Raw genomic sequence first — 22781 nt, 5'->3', positions numbered from 1 at the left:
ACCTTCCGTCATGCCTAAATTTTTCATCGAGCATCCAGTCTTCGCCTGGGTGGTTGCGATCCTGATCTCGCTCAGCGGCGTGATCGCGATCCTCAACCTGGGCGTGGAGTCCTATCCCAACATCGCCCCGCCGCAGGTGACCGTTTCGGCCACCTACCCGGGCGCCAGCGCGGACACCACCGAGAAGTCGGTCACCCAGGTGATCGAGCAGCAGCTGACCGGTATCGATCACCTGCTGTACTTCAGCTCTTCCTCGTCCTCCAACGGCCGGGCGCAGATCACCCTGACCTTCGAGACCGGTACCGATCCGGACATCGCCCAGGTGCAGGTGCAGAACAAGGTATCGCTGGCCACGCCACGCCTGCCTTCGGAAGTGACCCAGCAGGGCGTGGTGGTGGCCAAGGCCAACGCCGGCTTCCTGATGGTGGTGGCACTGCAGTCCGATACACCGACCATCAACCGTGATGCCCTGAACGACATCGTCGGTTCGCGCGTGCTCGACCAGGTCTCGCGTATCCCCGGCGTCGGCAGCACCCAGCAGTTCGGTTCCGAGTACGCCATGAACATCTGGCTGAACCCGGAAAAGATGCAGGGCTACGGCCTCTCGGCCAGCCAGGTGCTGGCGGCGGTGCGCGCGCAGAACGTGCAGTTCGCCGCCGGTGCGCTGGGTTCGGACCCGTCGCCGGAGGGCCAGCACTTCACCGCCACGGTCTCGGCCGAAGGCCGCTTCAGTTCGCCTCAGGAGTTCGAGAACATCATCCTGCGCGCCAACGCTGACGGCTCGCGCGTGCTGTTGAAGGACATCGCCCGGGTCGCCTTCGGTGCCAACAACTACGGCTTCGATACCCAGTACAACGGCAAGCCGACCGGCGCCTTCGCCATCCAGCTGCTGCCGGGCGCCAACGCCCTGAACGTTGCCGAAGCGGTGCGCGGCAAGATGGACGAGCTGCAGCCCAGCTTCCCGTCCGGCGTGACCTGGTTCTCGCCGTACGACAGCACCACCTTCGTCAAGATCTCGATCCAGGAAGTGGTCAAGACCCTGTTCGAAGCGGTGTTGCTGGTGTTCCTGGTGATGCTGATCTTCCTGCAGAACTTCCGCGCCACCCTGATCCCGACCCTGGTCATCCCGGTGGCCCTGCTCGGCACCTTCCTGGGCATGTGGATGATCGGCTTCACGATCAACCAGCTGACCCTGTTCGCGATGGTGCTGGCGATCGGCATCGTGGTCGACGACGCGATCGTGGTGATCGAGAACGTCGAGCGCATCATGTCCGAGGAAGGCCTGGCGCCGAAGCCGGCCACGCAGAAGGCGATGACCCAGATCACCGGCGCGGTGGTGGCGATCACCGTGGTGCTGGCCGCGGTGTTCATCCCGTCCGCCCTGCAGGGCGGCGCGGCAGGTGAGATCTACAAGCAGTTCGCGCTGACCATCGCCATCTCGATGGCGTTCTCGGCGTTCCTGGCCCTGGGCTTCACCCCGGCGCTGTGCGCGACCTTCCTCAAGCCGACGCACAACGACAACCCGAACATCATCTACCGCACCTTCAACAAGTACTACGACAAGATCAGCCACACCTATGTGGGCCACATCACCTCGGCGGTGCGCCACGCGCCGCGCTGGATGATCCTGTTCGTGGTGCTGACCGCGCTGTGCGGCTTCCTGTTCACCCGCATGCCGGGCAGCTTCCTGCCGGAAGAGGACCAGGGCTACGCACTGGCGATCGTGCAGCTGCCGCCGGGCTCGACCAAGGGCCAGACCAACGAAGTGTTCGCGCAGATGCGTGGCATCCTGGAAAAGCAGGATGGCTATGAAGGCATGCTGCAGGTGGCCGGCTTCAGCTTCGTCGGTTCCGGCGAGAACGTGGGCATGGGCTTCATCCGCCTGAAGCCGTGGGAAGAACGCAAGTTCACCGCGCCGGAGTTCATCCAGAACATGAACGGCGCGTTCTACGGCATCAAGGAAGCGCAGATCTTCGTGGTCAACCTGCCCACCGTGCAGGGCCTCGGCCAGTTCGGTGGCTTCGACATGTGGCTGCAGGACCGTAGCGGTGCCGGCTACGAACAGCTGACCCAGGCGCGCAACATCCTGCTGGGCAAGGCCGCGCAGAAGCCCGAAGCACTGGTCGGCGTGCGTCCGAACGGGCTGGAAAACGCCCCGCAGCTGCAGCTGCACGTGGACCGCGTGCAGGCGCAGTCGATGGGCATGTCGGTGTCGGACGTGTACAGCACCATCCAGCTGATGCTGGCCCCGGTGTACGTCAACGACTTCTTCTACGAGGGCCGCATCAAGCGCGTCACGATGCAGGCCGATGGCCCGTACCGCACGGGCCAGGAGTCGCTGAAGAGCTTCTACAGCCCGTCCAGCCTGACCACCAATGCCGATGGCACCAACGCGATGATCCCGCTCAACACGGTGGTCAAGTCCGAATGGGTGTCGGCATCGCCATCGCTGAGCCGCTACAACGGCTACTCGGCGATCAACATCGTCGGTTCGCAGGCCCCGGGCACCAGTTCGGGTGAAGCGATGCAGACCATGGAGGCGATCGTCAACGACGACCTGCCGGCCGGCTTCGGCTACGACTGGTCCGGCATGTCCTACCAGGAAATCCTGGCCGGCAACGCCGCCACCCTGCTGCTGGTGCTGTCGATCGTCGTGGTGTTCCTGTGCCTTGCGGCGCTGTACGAAAGCTGGTCGATTCCGGTGGCGGTGCTGCTGGTGGTGCCGCTGGGCGTGCTCGGCGCACTGGGCCTGTCGATGCTGCGTGGCCTGCCCAACGACCTGTTCTTCAAGATCGGCCTGATCACCGTGATCGGCCTGGCGGCGAAGAACGCGATCCTGATCGTGGAGTTCGCGGTGGAGCAGCGTGCAGCGGGCAAGAACCTGCGCGATGCCACCATCGAGGCGGCACGCCTGCGTTTCCGCCCGATCCTGATGACGTCGTTCGCGTTCATCATGGGCGTGATCCCGATGGCGATCTCCACCGGCGCCGGTGCCAACTCCCGCCACGCCATCGGTACCGGCGTGATCGGCGGCATGCTGTTCGCCACCCTGCTCGGCCTGCTGATGATCCCGGTGTTCTTCGTGGTCGTGCGGCGCATGCTGGGCGACAAGCTGGATGAACCCTCCAAGGAGTTCATGGAACGCCAGCGCGACGCCGAAAGTGCCCACCGCCCGGATCGTTGATCCGGCGCTGGGTTGAAACGAAAAGGCCCCGGAGCGATCCGGGGCCTTTTTCATTCGTGCCATGAAGCCGGTAGTCGCCAACCTTGGTTGGCACCGCTGGATCCCAACCAAGGTTGGCATCTACCAGAGCGGATCAGCGCAGCCCGGTCTCGTTGCGGGCGATCACCAGGCGCTGGATTTCCGAGGTGCCTTCATAGATCTCGGTGATCTTGGCATCACGGAAGTAACGCTCCAGCGGCATTTCCTTCGAATAGCCCATGCCGCCATGGATCTGCACCGCCTGGTGGGTGATCCACATCGCCGCTTCCGAGGCGGTCAGCTTGGCCACCGCCGCTTCGGTGCTGAAGCGCTTGCCCTGGCCCTTCACCCATGCCGCGCGCAGGGTCAGCAGCAGGGCTGCATCCAGCTTGCACTTCATGTCGGCGATCTTGGCCTGGGTCATCTGGAAAGTACCGATGGCCGCGCCAAAGGCCTTGCGCTCCTTCACGTATTCCAGGGTCGCTTCATAGGCGGCCCGTGCGATGCCGATGGCCTGCGAGGCAATGCCGATGCGGCCGGCGTCGAGCACGCTCATGGCGATCTTGAAGCCCTCGCCCTCCTGGCCCAGCACATCATCGGCCGCGGCCACGTAGTCGTTGAACTCGATCTCGCAGGTGGCCGAAGCACGGATGCCCAGCTTCGGTTCGGTCTTGCCACGACCGAAGCCGGCCTTGTCGGTATCGATGATGAAGGCAGTGATGCCACGCGCGCCCTTGTCCGGCTCGCTCATCGCGAACAGCACGATGTACTTGGCCACCGGGCCGGAGGTGATCCAGCTCTTCTTGCCGTTGATGACGAAGCTGCCATCGGCCTGCTTCACCGCGCGGCAACGCATTGCGGTCGCGTCCGAGCCCGACTGCGGCTCGGTCAGCGCGAACGCACCGATGGCCTCGCCCTCGGCGATCGCACGCACATAGGTCTGCTTCTGCGCCTCGGTACCGTGGGTAAGGATGCCGTTGCAGAACAGCGAATTGTTGACCGACATGATGGTCGAATGGGCTGCGTCGGCGGCGGCGACCTCTACCATCGCCAGCACGTACGCAACCGGGTCCATGCCCGCACCGCCGTATTCGGTCGGCACTTCGATGCCCATCAGGCCGTTCTCGCCGAGCAGGCGGATGTTGTCCAGCGGGAACTCGCCGGTACGGTCGTGATGCTCCGCACTCGGGGCGATCTTCTCCTGCGCGATGCGCCGCGCCACGTCCTGCAGCATCAACTGCTCTTCAGTAAAGCTGAAATCCACAACACCCTCCCAGGTACATGATGAAGTGGGCCACGCAAGGCGTGCCCGGATGGCCTGATTGTACCGGGGCGCGACGGCTTCCGTACGCCAGCGACTTGACCGCGGCAGGCTCACTCAGCGAATATATCTCTATATCGCGATAGGTAGATATTTATGGATCTTGAAGACTGGTCGACTCGCCTGAAGGTGTTCGCTGATGCGACCCGCGTGCGCCTGCTGGCGCTGCTGGAGCAGGAAGAGCTGACCGTGGCCGAGCTGTCGGCGATCACCCGCCTGGCGCAGCCGCGCGTGTCCACGCACCTGGCACGCCTGAAGGAAGCCGGCCTGGTCCGCGACCGCCGCGCGGGCGTGTCGGCCTACTACCGCTTCGACGAGGCCCAGCTGGACCCGGCGCAGCGCGCATTGTGGCACGCCTTGAGCAACGGAAGCGATGACCCGCTGCTGCGCCAGGATGCCGAACGGGTGGCCGCGGTGCTGGCCCACCGCGCCGCCGACCAGAACTGGGCCGACAGCGTGGCCGGCGACATGGAACGCCACTACTCTCCGGGACGCACCTGGGAGGCACTGGCCCGGACCGCGCTGCCGCTGCTGGAGACCGGCGACGTACTGGATATCGCGTCCGGCGACGGCGTACTGGCCGAACTCGTCGCCCCCCACGCCAAGCGCTACATCTGCATCGACACCAGCGCACGCGTGGTCGCCGCGGCCAGCGAACGGCTGCGGCGCCTGCCCAACGTGGAAGTGCGCGAGGGTGACATGCATGCCCTGCCGTTCAAGGACGGCAGCTTCGACCTGGTGGTGCTGATGCATGCACTGACCTACGCCAGCAAACCGGCGCAGGCGGTGACCGAAGCCGCACGCGTGCTGCGCTCCGGCGGCCGCCTGCTGCTGTGCAGCCTGGCCCGCCACGAGCACAAGGCGGCGGTGGAGGCCTACGGCCACGTCAACCTCGGCTTCAGCGACAAGGAACTGCGCAGGTTCGTCGACAAGGCCGGGCTGCAGGTGTCCAGCCTGGAAACAGTCACCCGCGAGAAGCGTCCGCCACACTTCGAAGTGATTTCGCTGATCGCCAACAAGCCCTGAGCTGGAGACCGCATGTCCGCCCTGCCGTGGTTGCATCCTGATCGTGCCAATGCCCTGCTCGACGCCCTGCGCGAGCGGATCCTGATCATCGACGGTGCGATGGGCACGATGATCCAGCGCCACGGCCTGCAGGAGGACGATTACCGTGGCGAGCGTTTCGCGGGTGGCTACGACCATGCCCATGGCCCCGGCTGCGACCACGGCGTGCCGGAAGGCCATGACCTGAAGGGCAACAACGACCTGCTGCTGCTGACCCGGCCGGAGGTCATCGCCGACATCCACACGGCCTACCTGGAAGCCGGTGCGGACCTGGTCGAGACCAATACCTTCAACGCAACTTCGGTCAGCCAGGCCGACTATCACCTGCAACACCTGGTGTACGAGCTGAACAAGGCGGGGGCTGCAGTGGCACGCGCGTGCTGCGATGCGGTCGAAGCCACCACGCCGGACAAGCCACGCTTCGTCATCGGGGTGATCGGCCCGACAAGCCGCACCGCTTCCATCAGCCCCGACGTCAACGATCCCGGCTTCCGCAACACCAGCTTCGACGAACTGCGCGACACCTACCGCGAAGCGATCGAGGGCCTGATCGACGGTGGCGCCGACACGCTGATGGTCGAAACCATCTTCGACACGCTCAATGCCAAGGCCGCGCTGTACGCGCTGGAGGAGGCCTTTGACGCACGCGGTGCACGCTTGCCGGTGATGATTTCCGGCACCATCACCGATGCCTCGGGACGCACCCTGTCCGGGCAGACCGCCGAGGCCTTCCATGCGTCGCTGGCGCATGCGCGGCCGCTGTCGATCGGGCTGAACTGCGCATTGGGCGCCGCTGCGATGCGACCGCACGTGGAAACCCTTTCGCAGGTTGCCGGCTGCCACGTCAGCGCCCACCCCAATGCCGGCCTGCCCAATGCCTTCGGCGAGTACGACGAAACGCCCGAAGAGATGGCGGCCACCCTGCGTGGCTTCGCCGAGGATGGCCTGTTGAACCTGGTCGGCGGCTGCTGCGGATCCACCCCCGACCACATCCGCGCCATTGCCGAGGCTGTGGCCGGCCTGCCGCCGCGCGCCCTGCCCGGCAACCAGGAGCAGCAGGCCGCATGAGCACGCCGTCATACACCCGCCTGTCCGGCCTGGAACCGCTGGTCATCACCCCGGACCTGCTGTTCGTCAACGTCGGTGAGCGCACCAACGTCACCGGCAGCGCCCAGTTCCGCAAGCTGATCAAGGAAGGCCGCTACGAGGAAGCCGTCGATGTGGCCCGCCAGCAGGTGGCCAGCGGCGCGCAGATCCTCGACGTCAACATGGACGAGGGCCTGATCGATTCGGAAGCGGCGATGACCCGCTACCTCAACCTGATCATGTCCGAGCCGGACATCGCGCGTATTCCGGTGATGGTCGACTCGTCCAAGTGGAGCGTGATCGAGGCCGGGCTGAAGTGCCTGCAGGGCAAGAGCGTGGTCAACTCGATCTCGCTGAAGGAAGGCGAGGCCCTGTTCCGCGAGCACGCACGCAAGGTGCTTCGCTACGGCGCCGCCGCAGTGGTGATGGCCTTCGACGAAAGCGGCCAGGCCGATACCTGCGCGCGCAAGGTCGAGATCTGCACCCGCGCCTACCGCATCCTGGTCGACGAGATCGGCTTCCCGCCGCAGGACATCATCTTCGACCCGAACATCTTCGCCGTCGCCACCGGCATCGAAGAGCACGACAACTACGCGGTGGACTTCATCGAGGCCACCCGCATCATCAAGCAGACGCTGCCGCACTGCCATGTCTCCGGCGGCGTCTCCAACGTGTCCTTCTCGTTCCGCGGCAACGAAACGGTGCGCCAGGCCATCCACTCGGTGTTCCTGTACCACGCGATTGCCGCCGGCATGGACATGGGCATCGTCAACGCCGGTGCCATGCCGATCTACGATGAGCTGGAGCCGGACCTGCGCGAGCGCGTGGAGGATGTGATCCTCAACCGCCGCAGCGATGCGACCGAGCGCCTGCTGGAGATTGCCGAGCGCTACAAGGGCAAGAAGGGCGCGGCGAAAACCGAAGACCTCACCTGGCGCGAAAAGCCGGTGGCGCAGCGCCTGGCGCATGCACTGGTGCACGGCCTGGATGCCTTCGTGGAAGAGGACACCGAGCTGGCGCGGCAGGCCTCCAGCCGCCCGCTGGACGTGATCGAAGGGCCGCTGATGGACGGCATGAACGTGGTCGGCGACCTGTTCGGTGCCGGCAAGATGTTCCTGCCGCAGGTGGTGAAGTCCGCACGCGTGATGAAGAAGGCGGTGGCTTACCTGCTGCCTTACATCGAGGCCGAGAAGGCACGCAGCGGCGATTCGGCCAAGAGCAATGGCCGCATCATCATGGCCACGGTGAAAGGCGATGTGCACGACATCGGCAAGAACATCGTCGGCGTGGTCCTGGCCTGCAACAATTTCGAGGTGATCGATCTAGGCGTCATGGTACCGGCGCAGAAGATCCTCGATGCCGCACGCGAGCATCATGCCGACATCATCGGCCTGTCCGGGCTGATCACCCCATCGCTTGAAGAAATGAGCCACGTCGCACGCGAGATGCAGCGCCAGGGCTTCGACCTTCCGTTGCTGATCGGCGGCGCGACCACCTCCCGCGCGCACACCGCGCTGAAGATCGACCCGCACTACCAGGCCCCCACGATCTGGGTGAAGGACGCCTCGCGCGCGGTGGGCGTGGCCCAGTCGTTGATCTCGCGCGACCTGCGCGAGGCGTTCGTCGCAGCCAACGAGGCCGACTACGCCGAGATCCGCGCGCGCCATCGCAACCGCGGCGACGCCAAGCGCCTGGTCACGCTGGAGCATGCGCGCGGGCAGAAGTTCCAGGGCGGCTGGGACACCTATACGCCGCCTGTGCCCAACCAGCCCGGGCTGCATGTGTTCGACGACTATCCGCTCGCGGAGCTGGTCGACTACATCGACTGGACCCCGTTCTTCCAGGCGTGGGAACTGGCCGGCAAGTTCCCGGCCATCCTCACCGACGAGATCGTCGGCACCCAGGCCAGCGACCTGTACCAGGACGCCCGCGCGATGCTCACCCGCATCGTCGATGAGAAGTGGCTGACCGCCAAGGCGGTGTTCGGGCTGTGGCCGGCCAACAGCATCGGCGACGACGTGCGCGTGCAGCACCCGCAGGGCGAAACCACGCTGCACTTCCTGCGCCAGCAGGTGGACAAGCCGGCCGAGCGCCCGGACTTCTGCCTGGCCGATTTCATTGCCCCGGCCGACAGCGGCAAGCAGGACTGGATCGGCGCGTTCGCGGTCACCGCCGGTATCGGCATCGACGCGCACGTCGCGCGCTTCGAGGCCGAGCATGACGACTACAACGCGATCCTTCTGAAGGCGCTCGCCGACCGCTTCGCCGAGGCGCTGGCCGAGCGCCTGCATCAGCGCGTGCGTACCGGATTCTGGGGATACGACCACGCCGAGACGCTGGACAACGAAGCCCTGATCGACGAGCAGTACCGCGGCATCCGTCCGGCGCCCGGCTATCCGGCCTGCCCCGAGCACAGCGAGAAGCGCCGGCTGTTCGACCTGCTGCAGGCCGAAGCGAACGCCGGCATGGAACTGACCGAGAGCTTCGCGATGCTGCCTACGGCGGCCGTTTCGGGCTACTACTTCAGCCATCCGCAGAGCCAGTACTTCGTGGTCGGCCGGCTCAGCCGCGAGCAGGTCGGCGACTACGCCCGGCGCAAGGGCGTGGACCGCGCCCAGGCCGAACGCTGGCTGGCCTCCAACCTCGACTACGACCCCGAATGACACACAAAGGGGACGGAGGGGATCAAGTCGTTTGTGGCACAAGCGACTTGATCCCCTCCGTCCCCTTTTTGCTTCATCATTCCGCGATGACCGTTCCCGTTGCCCGCCTCTCCAGCTTCTATCTGTTCTACTACGCGGCGCTCGGCGCGTTCACTCCGTACTGGAGCCTGTTCCTGACCGCGCGCGGCATGAGCGTGACCGCGATCAGCGTGATGATGGGGCTGTGGTACGCCACCCGCGTGGTCGCGCCCAGCACCTGGACCTCACTGGCAGCGGCCTCGCCACGGCCGATCCGCCTGCTGCGCATCGGCTGCGTACTGACCCTGCTCAGCTTTGCCGCCTTCCTGCTGCCCTTGCCGCAGCCATGGATGTACCCGGCGATGGTGGTGTTCTGCTTCTTCTACAACGCGGTGATGCCGCAGTTCGAATCGATCACCCTCACCCACCTCGGCAGCGACAGCCATCGCTACGGGCTGATCCGGGTCTGGGGATCGCTCGGTTTCATCGCCATCGTCACCCTGTTCGGCTGGCTGATCGAAGGTGACGGCTCGGCCAGCCGTGCCGGACTGCTGCCCTGGATGATGCTGCCGCTGTTCGTCCTGCTGGTGGCGTCGGCCTTCAGCAACCAGTATGCGCGCGGCATCGGCAAGGCCGATGGCGATGCCAGCGGCTTCTGGCAGATCGTGCGGCGCCCGCCGGTGCTGGCGTTCTTCCTGGCCGCGTTCATGGAGCAGCTGTCATTCGGCCCGTATTACACGTTCTTCTCGGTCTACATGGACCATCACGGCTACCGCACGTCCACGCTCGGCCTGCTGTGGACCGTCGGCGTGGTGTTCGAAGTCGGCGTGTTCTTCATCATCGGCCGCTTCTTCCGCCGCTATGACGCCAGCTGGATGCTGCTGATCGCCCTGGTCAGTTCCTGCCTGCGCTGGGCCGTCACCGCGCTGTTCCCGGAAAATCTGCCGGTGATGCTGGTCGCCCAAAGCGCACATGCGCTGGGCTTTGCTGCCTTCTTCGCGGCCGCGATGCAGATGCTGGCAACCTACTTCCCCGGCCGCCTCAATGGCCATGGCCAGGGCCTGCTGTACGGCTTTTCGTCCGGTGTCGGCGGCGTGCTGGGCGCACTCATCGCCGGCCAGCTGTGGAAAATCGATGATGGCCGCACCGCATTCCTGGCCGGCAGTGGCTTCGCTCTGGTCGGTGCGCTGCTGTGCTTCTTCGCGCTGAGCCTGCCGCTGATCCGCGCGCGCCGCAGCGCCGTGCACGCCCCGTAACGAAAACGCCGGGCAATGCCCGGCGTTTTCCTCATCCTGCAGTTCCGCTTACCAGACCAGGTCGTCCGGCACGTGGTATTGCGGATCCGCGTACGGATCTTCCTCGGCGGGCGCATTCGGGTCGACCTTCAGCGCGACCGACGCGGCGAACACCGCTTCGGACTGTGCCAGCACCTCGGCGGTCACCAGCAGGTAACGGCCATTGAGCTGCACCACGCCCAGTTCACCGGCATTGAGTGCGGTCAGCTGTTCGGCGGTGACGTAGATGCGCTTGATCTTGCCGCCATACGGGAAGTGGCGGGCAATGTCCGCCGCTTCGGCATTGAGGCTCTTGTCCTTCAGCAGTTCTTCCAGCTTTGCCTTCGCCTCGCGGCGGACGCGTGCTTCTTCCTGCTTCAGGCGCTCGGTCTCGATGCGCTCTTCCTTTTCCTTCTGCGCACGGATGGCGTAGGCCTTGGCCAGGTCCATCTCTTCGGCGCTGCGCGGCTTGCGCGGGCCTTGCTGGCCGGGGCCACGCGACGGGCCGGGCTTGCCGGCGCCGCCATGACCATGGCCACGACGCTCGCCGGGCTTGTGTTCGCCCTTGCCAGCGCCCTGCGGCTTTCCATTGCCATTGCCACCCTTGCCCTGCGGGCGGCCATCGCGGCGGGGGCCATCATTCTTGCGCTCGGGCTTGGGGGCGGGCTTGAAGCCCAGGCCCATCAGCTGGTCGCGGAGGGTATCGCTCATAGGGTTCGGATCAGTAGTGCGGCGGCGGCGGTTCGCTCGCCGGATCGGAAGAGTTCAGTGCGTTGCGGACCTTGCCCAGGTCTTCCAGCAGCACGCGCAACACATCGGCGTTGCGCATGCCCTGCATGCGGGCATCGGCCAGCGCATCGCTCAGTTCGGCCAGCGCCTGTTCCTGGAAGGACACGCGCATTTCCAGCTCGACCAGGCGCGCTTCCAGCGCCTGCTCACGTTCGGTCGGCAGCAGATCAGACATGCAGCGAGCGCCCCCGGCCGATGCCGTAGTAGGCCAGGCCTGCCGCTTCCACTTCAGCCGGGTCATACAGGTTGCGCCCGTCGAACACCGCCGCGTCCTTCAGCTGCTCGCGCAGCTTCTGGAAATCGGGGCTGCGGAACTGCTTCCACTCGGTCACCACCACCAGCGCGTCGGCCCCCTGCAGCGCGTCATCGGCACTGCTGCAGAACACCAGGTCGTCGCGCTCGCCGAAGATCCGCTGCGATTCATGCATGGCTTCAGGGTCGTAGGCACGCACGGTGGCGCCCCCTTCCCAGAGCTGTGCCAGCAGGCGACGGCTGGATGCCTCGCGCATGTCGTCGGTATTCGGCTTGAATGCGAGGCCCCACACGGCAAAGGTCTTGCCGCGCACGCCTTCATCCTCGCCCCGGTCGTAGTGACGCTGGATGAGGGCGAACAGATGCCCCTTCTGCGATTCGTTGACCGCCTCCACCGCGTTCAGCAGCTTCGGCTCCAGGCCATGCTGCTGGGCGGTGCGGGCCAGTGCCTGCACGTCCTTCGGGAAGCACGAGCCGCCGTAGCCGGCACCCGGGTAGATGAAGTGCCAGCCGATGCGCGGGTCCGAGCCAATGCCCTGGCGGACCTGCTCGACGTCGGCACCGACGCGTTCGGCGATGTTGGCGATTTCGTTCATGAACGAAATCTTGGTCGCCAGCATCGCGTTGGCCGCGTACTTGGTCAGCTCGGCCGAACGCACGTCCATTTCCACAACGCGGTCGTGGTTGCGGTTGAACGGCGCATACAGGCGGCGCATCACCGCCACCGACTCTTCGCTGGTCGCACCGATGATGATGCGATCCGGGCGCATGCAGTCGGCGACCGCGTCGCCTTCCTTCAGGAATTCCGGATTGGACACCACGTCGAAGGCGATGTCCGCGCCACGTGCGGCCAGTTCCTCGGCGATGGCGGCACGCACCTTGTCGGCCGTGCCGACCGGCACCGTCGACTTGTTGACCACCACGGTCGGCACACTCATGTGCCGGCCGATGGTACGGGCCACGGCCAGCACGTACTGCAGGTCCGCGCTGCCATCCTCGTCCGGCGGCGTGCCCACCGCGATGAACACCACCTGGCCATGCTCGATGGCGGCCGCGGCATCGGTGGTGAACGCCAGCCGCGACGCGGCATGGTTGGCCTTCACCATCGGCTCCAGGCCCGGCTCATAGATCGGGATGATGCCCCGGTTGAGGCCATCGACCTTGGCCTGGTCGATGTCGACGCAGACCACCTGATGACCAACGTCGGCCAGGCAGGTGCCGGTCACCAGCCCTACATAACCGGTACCGAAAATCGCAACGCGCATGTCCGTGCAGGCTCCGTGGTCGCTTACGGCAGGACGCCCAGCAGCTCGACGTCGAACGTCAGAGTTGCGTTCGGGCCGATCGGGCCACCCGGGGTGCCGTTTTCGCCGTAGGCCAGGTTGCCCGGAATCCAGAAGCGGTACTTCGAGCCCACCGGCATCAGCGCGACGCCTTCGGTCCAGCCCTTGATCACCTGGTCCAGGCCGAACTCGGCCGGCTGGCGGCCGTAGGAGCTGTCGAACACGGTGCCGTTGAGCAGCTTGCCTTCGTAGTTCACGCGCACCTTGCTGCTCGGCAGCGGACGCTCGCCGCTACCCGGGCGGATGACCTGGTACTGCAGGCCCGACGCGGTGGTCACCACGCCCGGCTGGGTCTTGTTCTTGGCCAGGAAGGCATTGCCTTCTTCGCGGTTGGTCTGGGCGGCGGCGGCGGCCTTGGCCTGCATTTCAGCCTGCTTGCTGCCCATGAAGGCCTGGATGGTGGCGGTCGCGTCAGCTTCCGTCATCTTGGGCTGGCCCTTGTTCAGACCGGTGCTGATCGCGTCAAACAGCGAGGCGACGTCGATGTCGTCCTTCAGCTGCGCCAGCGACGGACCGACCGAGTACGAACCGATCATCTGCGACACCTTGACGCGATCGACCTTCGGCGGCTGCGAACCCGGCGCAACGCCCGGTACCTGCTGGCCACTGCGGGCCATCACGACCTGGCGCAGGGCAGCATCGGTGGCCTTGGCCTGTTCCTGGGTGATCTGCGGCTGCAGGCCTTCGAACGAACGCTCCACCGCGGTACGCAGGGCGGCAACGTCGATCTCATCGGCAATCGGGGTGAACGACTTGGCCACGTCCAGGCCGATGGCATAGCCGAGCTTCTGCTTGGGGGAATTCAAGGTTGCGGTCTCCTTGGCGGCTGCGGGGGCAGCCGGTTGTTGCGACAGAGCGACACCCGAAGTGCCCATCGCCAGAATCAGAACCGACGCCGCGGCGCCGCGCATTCCCATCTTCATTCGCTGCATTCCTGGAAGTGTCTGGGCGCCGACGTCGGCGCGAAAAGAAACATTGTCGCACGCATGCCGGAGATGTCGAGGCATGCGTGGCGGATATCAATGCGTGGCCGCTGCGGCCAGGGCCTTGTCGATGGCCGCGGTCAGCTGCGGATCGTCCGGCGTGACCTTGCTGGCAAACTGGGCGATGACCTTGCCATCGCGGCCGACCAGATATTTGTGGAAGTTCCAGCCCGGCGCGACGCCGGTTGCAGCGGTCAGCCGCTGGTACAGCGGCGTGGCCTCGGTCCCGACCACGTGTACCTTCTCGAACATCGGGAACTTGACGCCATAGGTAAGCGTGCAGAAATCCTGGATCTGCTTTTCGTCACCCGGCTCCTGGCCCTTGAAATCATTGGACGGGAACCCGAGCACGGCGAAGCCGCGGCCGGCATAGCGCTTCTGCAGCGCCTCCAGGCCTTCGTACTGCGGCGTGTAGCCACATTTGCTGGCGGTGTTGACCACCAGCAGCACCTGCCCGTGGTAGCGCTGCTGCAGGTTGACTTGCTGCTTGCTGGCCAGCGGCCGGTACTCGAGGTCGAGCAGATCGGCCGCCAGGGCACTGGCCGAACCAGCGACACCAGCCACGATCAGGACCAGCAGGGACAGGCCGCGCATGCGGCGCGGGGAAACGGTCGACAGAGGCATCAGGAACAGTCCGCGGTAGCCATTCACAGGGCCCGGCCGCTACCGGCCGGGAATCGGCCGAACTATAGCACCGGGCCCCTGCCGCCCTGATGGCACAGGCCCCGGATGGCTTTGCGCGGCATGGCGTTTGCCTGGCCCAGCCTGCCGGCGCACCGCAGTGATGACATGGCATGGACATCACTGAATGGAAGCCCGATCGCCCCCTCGCCGCACAACAGATTTATTTCTCTTTAGAATCAACTGCTTGATGGGATATTTCGGCGATATGACCACCCCTGCCATCAGTTGGGGCCGGCAAGGACTTGCACGGCGGCGTGCCGGTGTTATAGTTGCATACAACACCAGTCACCTGAGACAGGGGGAAGCCATGAACACCCGGATGCGTCGCACGCTCACCGCGCCTGCGGTCACTGCAGTTTCCACCCTGCTCGTGCTCACCTGGCTGGCCGTGCCCGCCTCTCCCGCCACCGCACTGCCCTCCGGCAGTGCACAGGACACAACCGCTTCGCCGGCAGGGAACGCCGACTCCTCCCCCCCTCCCCCGCGTCGGCTGCACAGCTCCCTGTCCATGCCGTATTTCTCGTTCGCCCAGCCGCTGACCCCACGGAGCTGAATATGAGCGACATCCAGTGGAGCGACGGCGCTCCCATCTACCGTCAGTTGAAGGAGCGTGTGATCGCCATGATGCTCGACGGAATCCTCAAGCCGGGCGATGCCCTGCCTTCGGTGCGCCAGGTGGCCGCCGACTATCAACTCAACCCCATCACCGTTTCGCGCGCTTACCAGGAACTGGCCGATGAAGGCCTGGTCGAGAAGCGCCGCGGCCTGGGCATGTTCATGACCGAGCAGGCGGCCACGCAGCTGCGCAGCAGTGAGCGGGACCGCTTCCTCAACGAAGAATGGCCGGCGGTGCTGGAGCGCATCCAGCGCCTGGGCCTGAGCCTCGACGAATTGCTGCCCCAGGGGAAAGTCTGATGAATAGCACTACAAGTGAATCGGTCATCACCGCCCGAGGCCTGCGCAAGGCCTACAAGACCACGGTCGCCCTCGACGATGCCAGTTTCAGCATTCCGAGCGGGCGCATCATCGGCCTGATCGGCCCCAACGGCGCGGGCAAGACCACCGCGTTGAAGGCCATCCTCGGCCTGACCTCGGTGGAAGGCGAACTCAACGTGCTCGGCCGCGACCCGCGGCTGCACCGCGACGAGCTGATGAACGACATCTGCTTCATCGCCGACGTTGCCGTGCTGCCGCGCTGGCTGAAGGTGCGCGAGGCGATCGATTTCGTGGCCGGCGTCCACCCGCGCTTCGACCGCGCCCGCTGCGAGCGCTTCCTGGCCAACACCAAGCTGCAGCCCAAGCAGCGCGTGCGCGAACTGTCCAAGGGCATGATCGTGCAGCTGCACCTGGCACTGGTGATGGCCATCGATGCCCGCATCCTGGTGCTGGACGAACCCACCCTGGGCCTGGACATCCTGTACCGCAAGGAGTTCTACCAGCGCCTGCTGGAAGACTACTTCGACGAGCAGAAGACCATCATCGTCACCACCCACCAGGTGGAAGAGATCGAGCACATCCTCAGCGACGTGATGTTCATCCGCGATGGCCGCATCGTGCTCGATGCGGAAATGGACGACGTCGGCCAGCGTTACACCGAGCTGCTGGTCAATGCCGACCAGCTGGAAACCGCCCGCGCGCTGAAGCCGATCGACGAGCGCAGCCTGGCGTTCGGCAAGACCGTGATGCTGTTCGATGGCGTACCACGCGACCAGCTTTCAACCCTTGGCGAGACCCGCATCCCGGGCCTGGCCGACCTGTTCGTCGCCATCATGAAGGGGACCTACGCATGAATGCCGTCAACCACCCCGTCAGTCCGCTGGGCACCCTGCGCTGGCTGCTCAAGCGCGAGTACTGGGAAAACCGCGGCGGCTTCCTCTACGCGCCGCTGATCGCCGGCCTCATCTCGCTGGTGATGAGCAGCATCGGCATCGCCTTCGGCCTGTTCGCGCTGAACCGCGCGGCACGCAGTGGCGGGCTGCACGTCGATGGCGAAAGCGTCAACGTCAATGGCCTGGACCTGGCACTGCTCACCCGCAACATCAATGGCAAGGACCTGGCCGACCTTGGCAACGGCCTCGACCTGACCCTGGTGCTCAGCTCGGCCTGGCCGTTCCTGGTGCTGGCCTTCGTGGTGTTCTTCTACTGCCTGGGCGCGCTCTACGACGACCGTCGCGACCGCAGCATCCTGTTCTGGAAGTCGCTGCCGCTGTCGGACACCCAGACCGTGCTGTCCAAGGTGATCAGTGCACTGGTCGTCGCACCGCTGATCGCGGTGATTGCCGGCATCATCACCATGTTCGGCTTCATGCTGGTGATCAGCCTCGTTGCGCTGGCCCACGGCGGCAGCCCGATGACGCTGATCTGGGGGCCGGCCAGCCCGCTGACCCTGGTCGCCGGCCATCTGGCCTGGATCCCGGTCTACGCCCTGTGGGCGCTGCCCACCGCCGGCTGGCTGCTGTTGTGCTCGGCCTGGGCACGCACCAAGCCGTTCCTGTGGGCGGTGATGCTGCCACTGTTCGCCGGCGTCATCATCAGCACCACCAAGGTCATGCCGCTGATCGGCCTGACCACCGGCTGGTTCTGGCAGAACATCGTCGGCCGCCTGCTGCTGGGTGCCGTTCCGGGCATGGACCTGGTGTACCGCGTCGGTGTGAACAATTCGCACAGCGACCTGAAGTCCATCGCCTCACTGCTTGGCCCCGGAGCACAGCTGCAATCCCTGGCGATGCCGGAACTGTGGATCGGTGCCGCCGTCGGTGCAGTGTTCATCTTCCTCGCCATCCGCCTGCGCAAGCGCGCCGGCGAGATCTGATTCCATCCACCTGGAGGCACCACCCATGCGTTCCCTGCTCGCCTGTTCCGCGTTGTTGCTGTTGCCGCTGTCGGCACTCGCCGCCGATGCCCCGAACTGCAAGTTCACTGCCGCGCGCACGTTGAAGCTGGATGTGGGCGGTGCCCGGGCGGTGGTGTTCGAAGTCAACCAGCATGACCTGAAGATCGTCGCCAGCAAGGGCGGCGGCCAGCTTGACGGTCGTGCCTGTGCCTCCAGCCAGGAGTGGCTTGATCAGCTGGTGCTGGACCAGCGCAAGGTGGGCGACAAGCTGGTGGTGAGCCTGCGCCGCGAGGGCCGCAACAGCGGCATCAGCCTCGGCAACAGCTACGCCTGGCTGGATATCCGCGGCAGCGTGCCGGACAACCTGCCGCTGCAGCTCAAGGTCGGCTCCGGCGACGCCAGCGTGGAGAACGCACAGTCGCTCAGCGTGGATGTCGGCTCCGGTGATGCGGTGGCCCGCGGCACCCGCGGCGACATCCATGCGGCAGTGGGCTCGGGCGACCTCAACATCGATGGCGGTGGTTCGCTGAACCTGCTGTCGCTGGGCTCCGGCGACGTCAACGTGCGCAACATCAGCGGTAACGCCAGCACCGGTACGGTCGGCTCCGGCGACCTGAAGATCAGCGATGTGCGCGGCAATGCCCGGCTGGATACCGTCGGTTCGGGCGATATCGAGTTCAAGCGCGTGCAGGGCAGCGTTGAAGTCGGCGTGGTCGGCTCCGGTGGCGTCGACCTGGCCGACATCGGTGGCGATGTGCATGTCCGCAGCCACGGTTCGGGCGACATCCAGGTCGACGGCGTGCGTGGCAGCCTGACCGTCGACCACAGCGGCAGCGGCGACGTCGAGCACCGCAATGTCAGTGGCAGGGTCACCCTGCCGCGCGGCAAGTAATCTCTTCCAGACACGTCCAGGGGATCACCATGAAGCTGTTGCGCCTGTTGCCTGCCACCCTGCTGTGCCTGCCGCTGATCGCCTGCGGTGGCACCTCCTCCCCATCCGACAAGACCGTCGGCAAGAGCGTCGCCGAAGCCACCAGCGGTGTCGGCGATACGGTCAAGCAGGCCATTGAAGATGCCCATAAGGAGATCATCGAGGGCAACATCAAGATCTCCGCCGACCAGCAGCCACGCGCTGAAATCACCCCGGATGGCCGCCTGCTGATCGCGGGCAAGGAAATCACCGCCAATGACACCCAGCGCCGCCACCTGCAGGAATACCGTGGCCACGTTGTGGCCATCGCGATGGACGGCATGGATGTCGGCCTGGCCGGCGCCAAGCTGGGAGCCAATGCGGCCGGTGAAGCACTGAAGGGCATCTTCAGCGGCGACAGCGAAGGCGTGGAGAAGCGCATCAACGCCGAAGCCGCAAAGATCGAGGCCCAGGCCAAGCGCATCTGCGAACGCCTGCCGGCGATGCTGGCCAGCCAGCAGGCACTGGCGCGTGAACTGCCGGCCTTCAAGCCGTACGCAACCATGGACCAGAGCGACGTGGACGACTGCGGCAAGAACAACTCGGTCACGTTCTCGAAGTGAGACAAATCAGCGCACCCGGCCGCCCCTGGCATTCCACGGTCGGCCGGGCTGCGCTGGCGGGCTTACAATGGCGGCCCCGGACGCCCCCGAACCGAATGCCATGAAGAAGTTGTTCCTGCTGCTGGCCGCCCTGCTCTGCCTGGGCCTGGTCGGCTGTGACAAGGATTACCGCAACCACCGCGCCGAGCGCGGCAAGCCGAAGATTTCCGTCAGCGAAGGCATGGTCACCGTGCGTCGCCCGCCGGCACCGAACATCATCATCCTCGGCGATGGCACGATGAAGGTGGACGAGATCCAGATCCCGCTGGACGACGGACAGAAGCAGATGCTGCAGACCATGTTCGGCAAGCTGCAGGTGCTGCGCCAGAACACCCTGGTCGCCGCGCCGGCCGACCCGAACATGCAGCCGGTGAAGATCCAGCCGCCGGAGGGCATGGAGGTGATTCCGGCAGACCTGATCCAGCGCATCCCCGAATTCAAGGACTACACCGACACCTTCGGCAACATCGTCGCCGACCGCCGCTGAAGAAAAACGCCGCCCGAGGGCGGCGTTCGTGCGCGTGGTGGGTGCGGACCGTGGTCCGCACGCCGTTCGATCAACCGCCGGCGCCACCGCCCCCGGCCTGGATGCCGCCGGCAGTCAGCGCGGTCGGGTCCAGCAGGCGACGCAGCTCGGCCTCGTCCAGGCCGCTGTCCTCCAGCGCCACGTCCAGCACCGGGCGCTGTTCCTTGTAGGCGCGCTTGGCGATCGCCGCGGCCTTCTCGTAGCCGATGATCGGGTTCAACGCGGTGACCAGGATCGGGTTGCGCGCCAGCGCCTCGGCCACACGGTCCTCGCGCACCTTCAGGCCGGCGATGGCGCTGTCGGCCAGCAGCGTGGACACATTGGCCAGCAGACCGATGCCATCGAGCAGGTTCACCGCGACCAACGGCAGGGTGACGTTGAGCTGGAAGTTGCCGGTCTGCCCGGCCACGGTGATCGCGGTGTGGTGGCCGATCACCTGTGCGCAGGCCATCACCGTCGCCTCCGGAATCACCGGATTGACCTTGCCCGGCATGATCGAGCTGCCCGGCTGCAACGCCGGCAGTTCGATCTCGCCCAGCCCGGCCAGCGGACCGGCGTTCATCCAGCGCAGGTCATTGGCGATCTTGATCAGTGCCACCGCCAGCGCATTGAGCTGGCCGGACAGTTCAACCGCATCGTCCTGCGCGGCCAGGCCCTCGAACTTGTTCTCGGCGCTGTCGAACTTGACCGACGTCTGCTGCTTCAGTGCCTTGGCCACCTGCGCGCCGAAGCGCGGGTCGGCATTGATGCCGGTGCCGATCGCGGTACCGCCCAGCGGCAGGCGGCGCACGCGCTTGAGGCTGTCCTCGATGCGTTCCTGCGCCGAGGCGAGCTGCGCCGACCACGCGCCGAACTCCTGCTCGAAGGTCAGCGGCATCGCATCCATCAGGTGGGTGCGCCCGGTCTTGACCACCTTGCGCAGGCTGCGGCCCTTCTTGTCCAGGGTCTTGCGCAGGTGCACCAGCGCCGGCAGCAGCTGTTCATGCGCCGCCAGCACCGCCGACACGCGCAGCGCGGTCGGGATCACGTCGTTGGAGCTCTGCCCCTGGTTGACGTGGTCGTTGGGATGCACCGTGGTCTTGCCCGCCTTGCCGGCGCGGTTGGCCAGGGTGGCGATGACCTCGTTGGCATTCATGTTCGAGGACGTGCCCGAACCGGTCTGGTAGACGTCGATCGGGAAATGCGCGTCCCAGTCACCGGCGGCCACTTCGGCGGCCGCGATCTGGATCGCCTTGGCCACGGTCTTGGGCAGGTGGCCCAGCTCGGCGTTGACGCCGGCGGCAGCGCCCTTGACCAGGCCCAGCGCGCGGATGAAACCACGCGGCATGCGCTGGCCCGAGACCGGGAAGTTCTGTACGGCGCGCTGGGTCTGCGCGCCCCAGAGGGCATCGGCAGGCACCTGCAGCTCGCCCATGCTGTCATGTTCGATCCGGAATCCCGGGGTGGCACCCTTGCTTGCAGCTTTGCTCATTGCATCAACTCCGCACTACTTCAGTTGGGGAAAGGGAAGCGGCGGCTGGCAGGGTGTCGCTTCCCGGGCTGGCGGCTGCGACAACGATACTCCCTTGCCTGCAGCGTGGGATGACGAGGGCGGGCCAGATCGTTCCGCCTGCACGGCCGTTCTGCACGCTCCAGGGTAGTGCCGGCCGCTGGCCGGCAGCGCATGGAATCGCTGGCCGGGCGTGATTGCCGGCCGGCGGCCGGCACCACCACGCCGGCACGTCGTAGAATATGGCCCCCGCCGCTCGTCCCCGCCCTGCCGACATGTCCGATTCCGCCCTGCTCGCCCTGTCCCCGCTTGATGGCCGTTACGCCGGCAAGGTCGACGCCCTGCGCCCGATCTTCTCCGAATATGGCCTGATCAAGGCCCGCATCGTGGTCGAGGTGGAATGGCTGCTGGCCCTGGCCGCCGAGCCGGGCATCGTCGAACTGGCCCCGTTCTCCGACGCCGCCGTCGCCCGCCTGCGCGCGCTGGCCGCCAACTTCAGCCCGGCCCAGGCCGCGCGCGTGAAGGAGATCGAGCGCACCACCAACCACGACGTCAAGGCGGTGGAGTACTTCATCAAGGAACAGCTGAAGGACGACGCCGAGCTGGCTCCGGCGCTGGAATTCGTGCATTTCGCCTGCACCAGCGAAGACATCAACAACCTCAGCTACGGCCTGATGCTGGAACAGGCCCGCCGCGAAGTGCTGCTGCCGACCCTGGACGGCATCGCCGCCTCCCTGCGCACCCTGGCCCACGCCCAGGCCGGCCAGCCGATGCTGTCGCGCACCCATGGCCAGACCGCGTCGCCGACCACCCTGGGCAAGGAGCTGGCCAACGTGGTCGCGCGCCTGGAACGCCAGCGCAGGCAGATTGCCGCAGTCGAACTGACCGGCAAGATCAACGGCGCGGTCGGCAACTACAACGCGCACGTGGCCAGCTACCCGGACGTGGACTGGCCGGCCTTCGCCGAGCGCTTCGTGACCGGCCTGGGCCTGGTGTTCAACCCGTACACCACGCAGATCGAGCCGCACGACAACGTCGCCGAGATCGGCGATGCCGCGCGCCGCGCCAACATCATCCTGATCGACCTGGCCCGCGACATCTGGGGCTACATCTCGCTGGGCTACTTCAAGCAGCGCCTGAAGGAAGGCGAAGTCGGCTCGTCGACGATGCCGCACAAGGTCAACCCGATCGATTTCGAGAACGCCGAAGGCAACTTCGGCATCGCCAACGCGCTGTTCGAGCACTTCAGCGCGAAGCTGCCGATCAGCCGCTGGCAGCGTGACCTGACCGACTCCACCGTGCTGCGTGCGCTGGGCACCGCGTTCGGCCACAGCCAGGTGGCGCTGGATTCGCTGGCCAAGGGCCTGGGCAAGCTGGAAGTGAACCCGCAGCGCCTGGACGCCGATCTGGACGCGGCCTGGGAAGTGCTGGCCGAGGCCGTGCAGACGGTGATGCGTCGCCACGGCCTGCCGAACCCGTACGAGCAGCTGAAGGCGCTGACCCGTGGCCAGGGCATCACCGCCGAGTCGATGCGGGCGTTCGTGCAGGGGCTGGAGCTGCCGGCGGATGCGAAGCAGCGCCTACTGGAGATGACTCCGGGCAGCTACACCGGCCTGGCTGAGTCGCTGGCGAAGAAGATCTAAGGGGTTTCCTTTGCGGCGGCGGCCGCGGGCGCTGCCTG

The 22781-nt window shown here is 66.0% G+C and carries 19 protein-coding genes; 12 read left to right on the top strand and 7 right to left on the bottom strand.

Annotated elements, in window-relative coordinates:
- Nucleotides 1–10: 10 nt before the first annotated feature.
- Entirely contained in the window at nt 11–3184 is a 3174-nt protein-coding gene (locus tag N5C18_RS18445; RefSeq protein ID WP_008267324.1) for a multidrug efflux RND transporter permease subunit, read from the top strand.
- Between the two features lie 133 nt (nt 3185–3317).
- Here the strand turns inward: N5C18_RS18445 and N5C18_RS18440 are convergent, their stop codons facing one another.
- Nucleotides 3318–4466: an acyl-CoA dehydrogenase family protein gene (locus N5C18_RS18440; RefSeq protein WP_053511093.1), complete on the bottom strand. Its 1149-nt coding sequence runs from the start codon at nt 4464–4466 to the stop codon at nt 3318–3320.
- A gap of 153 nt (nt 4467–4619) precedes the next feature.
- On the opposite strand from N5C18_RS18440, the gene N5C18_RS18435 reads away from it, so the two are divergent.
- The 4 genes from N5C18_RS18435 (at nt 4620) to N5C18_RS18420 (ending at nt 10611) form a co-directional block, all read left to right on the top strand.
- Complete coding sequence (locus N5C18_RS18435) at nt 4620–5549, top strand: metalloregulator ArsR/SmtB family transcription factor (protein WP_053511095.1); 930 nt, start codon at nt 4620–4622, stop codon at nt 5547–5549.
- Nucleotides 5550–5561: 12 nt separating this feature from the next.
- A complete protein-coding gene (locus N5C18_RS18430; protein ID WP_279945364.1) occupies nt 5562–6656 on the top strand; it encodes a homocysteine S-methyltransferase family protein in 1095 nt (364 codons plus the stop codon).
- Nucleotides 6653–9337 (top strand): methionine synthase, encoded by a 2685-nt coding sequence (gene metH / locus N5C18_RS18425; protein WP_053511099.1) that lies wholly within the window; start codon nt 6653–6655, stop codon nt 9335–9337. Before N5C18_RS18430 ends, metH begins: the two co-directional genes overlap by 4 nt.
- 86 nt (nt 9338–9423) lie before the next feature.
- Nucleotides 9424–10611: an MFS transporter gene (locus N5C18_RS18420; protein ID WP_279945363.1), complete on the top strand. Its 1188-nt coding sequence runs from the start codon at nt 9424–9426 to the stop codon at nt 10609–10611.
- Between the two features lie 48 nt (nt 10612–10659).
- On the opposite strand, the gene N5C18_RS18415 is transcribed toward N5C18_RS18420, so the two are convergent.
- From N5C18_RS18415 to N5C18_RS18395, 5 genes are all read right to left on the bottom strand, one after another.
- Entirely contained in the window at nt 10660–11340 is a 681-nt protein-coding gene (locus N5C18_RS18415) for a DUF2058 family protein (RefSeq protein WP_279945361.1), read from the bottom strand.
- A 10-nt stretch (nt 11341–11350) separates the two neighbouring features.
- Nucleotides 11351–11593 (bottom strand): SlyX family protein, encoded by a 243-nt coding sequence (locus tag N5C18_RS18410; RefSeq protein ID WP_005410256.1) that lies wholly within the window; start codon nt 11591–11593, stop codon nt 11351–11353.
- Nucleotides 11586–12935 (bottom strand): UDP-glucose/GDP-mannose dehydrogenase family protein, encoded by a 1350-nt coding sequence (locus N5C18_RS18405; protein WP_271261916.1) that lies wholly within the window; start codon nt 12933–12935, stop codon nt 11586–11588. The genes N5C18_RS18410 and N5C18_RS18405 overlap by 8 nt, the downstream gene beginning before the upstream one ends.
- A gap of 23 nt (nt 12936–12958) precedes the next feature.
- The gene (locus tag N5C18_RS18400) at nt 12959–13936 is read right to left on the bottom strand and encodes an FKBP-type peptidyl-prolyl cis-trans isomerase (protein ID WP_053450241.1); all 978 of its coding nucleotides are present in this window, start codon (nt 13934–13936) and stop codon (nt 12959–12961) included.
- A 96-nt stretch (nt 13937–14032) separates the two neighbouring features.
- Entirely contained in the window at nt 14033–14620 is a 588-nt protein-coding gene (locus tag N5C18_RS18395; RefSeq protein ID WP_164240937.1) for a glutathione peroxidase, read from the bottom strand.
- A gap of 615 nt (nt 14621–15235) precedes the next feature.
- Between N5C18_RS18395 and N5C18_RS18390 the strand changes: the two genes are divergently transcribed.
- The 6 genes from N5C18_RS18390 to N5C18_RS18365 all read left to right on the top strand — a co-directional run bounded on the left by N5C18_RS18390 (nt 15236) and on the right by N5C18_RS18365 (nt 19572).
- Complete coding sequence (locus N5C18_RS18390) at nt 15236–15595, top strand: GntR family transcriptional regulator (RefSeq protein WP_006453095.1); 360 nt, start codon at nt 15236–15238, stop codon at nt 15593–15595.
- Entirely contained in the window at nt 15595–16470 is an 876-nt protein-coding gene (locus N5C18_RS18385) for an ABC transporter ATP-binding protein (protein WP_164240936.1), read from the top strand. Before N5C18_RS18390 ends, N5C18_RS18385 begins: the two co-directional genes overlap by 1 nt.
- Entirely contained in the window at nt 16467–17492 is a 1026-nt protein-coding gene (locus N5C18_RS18380; RefSeq protein ID WP_279945360.1) for an ABC-2 transporter permease, read from the top strand. The genes N5C18_RS18385 and N5C18_RS18380 overlap by 4 nt, the downstream gene beginning before the upstream one ends.
- 25 nt (nt 17493–17517) lie before the next feature.
- A complete protein-coding gene (locus N5C18_RS18375) occupies nt 17518–18405 on the top strand; it encodes a DUF4097 family beta strand repeat-containing protein (RefSeq protein ID WP_279945359.1) in 888 nt (295 codons plus the stop codon).
- 29 nt (nt 18406–18434) lie between these two features.
- A complete protein-coding gene (locus N5C18_RS18370) occupies nt 18435–19046 on the top strand; it encodes a YggN family protein (protein ID WP_164240934.1) in 612 nt (203 codons plus the stop codon).
- Nucleotides 19047–19146: 100 nt separating this feature from the next.
- Nucleotides 19147–19572 (top strand): hypothetical protein, encoded by a 426-nt coding sequence (locus tag N5C18_RS18365; protein ID WP_033833950.1) that lies wholly within the window; start codon nt 19147–19149, stop codon nt 19570–19572.
- A gap of 70 nt (nt 19573–19642) precedes the next feature.
- Here N5C18_RS18365 and N5C18_RS18360 read toward each other — a convergent pair whose 3' ends face one another.
- Nucleotides 19643–21082: a class II fumarate hydratase gene (locus N5C18_RS18360; protein ID WP_279945358.1), complete on the bottom strand. Its 1440-nt coding sequence runs from the start codon at nt 21080–21082 to the stop codon at nt 19643–19645.
- Between the two features lie 293 nt (nt 21083–21375).
- Here N5C18_RS18360 and purB point away from each other — a divergent pair, with 293 nt between their 5' ends.
- Entirely contained in the window at nt 21376–22743 is a 1368-nt protein-coding gene (gene purB, locus N5C18_RS18355; protein ID WP_279945357.1) for an adenylosuccinate lyase, read from the top strand.
- The last annotated feature ends 38 nt before the right edge of the window (nt 22744–22781 follow it).

Source organism: Stenotrophomonas sp. GD03930, from assembly GCF_029839665.1.
In the GTDB taxonomy this organism is placed as follows: Bacteria; Pseudomonadota; Gammaproteobacteria; order Xanthomonadales; family Xanthomonadaceae; genus Stenotrophomonas; species Stenotrophomonas forensis.
Note: the sequence above shows the minus strand (reverse complement) of the source record. Positions and strands in the feature narration are given on the sequence as shown.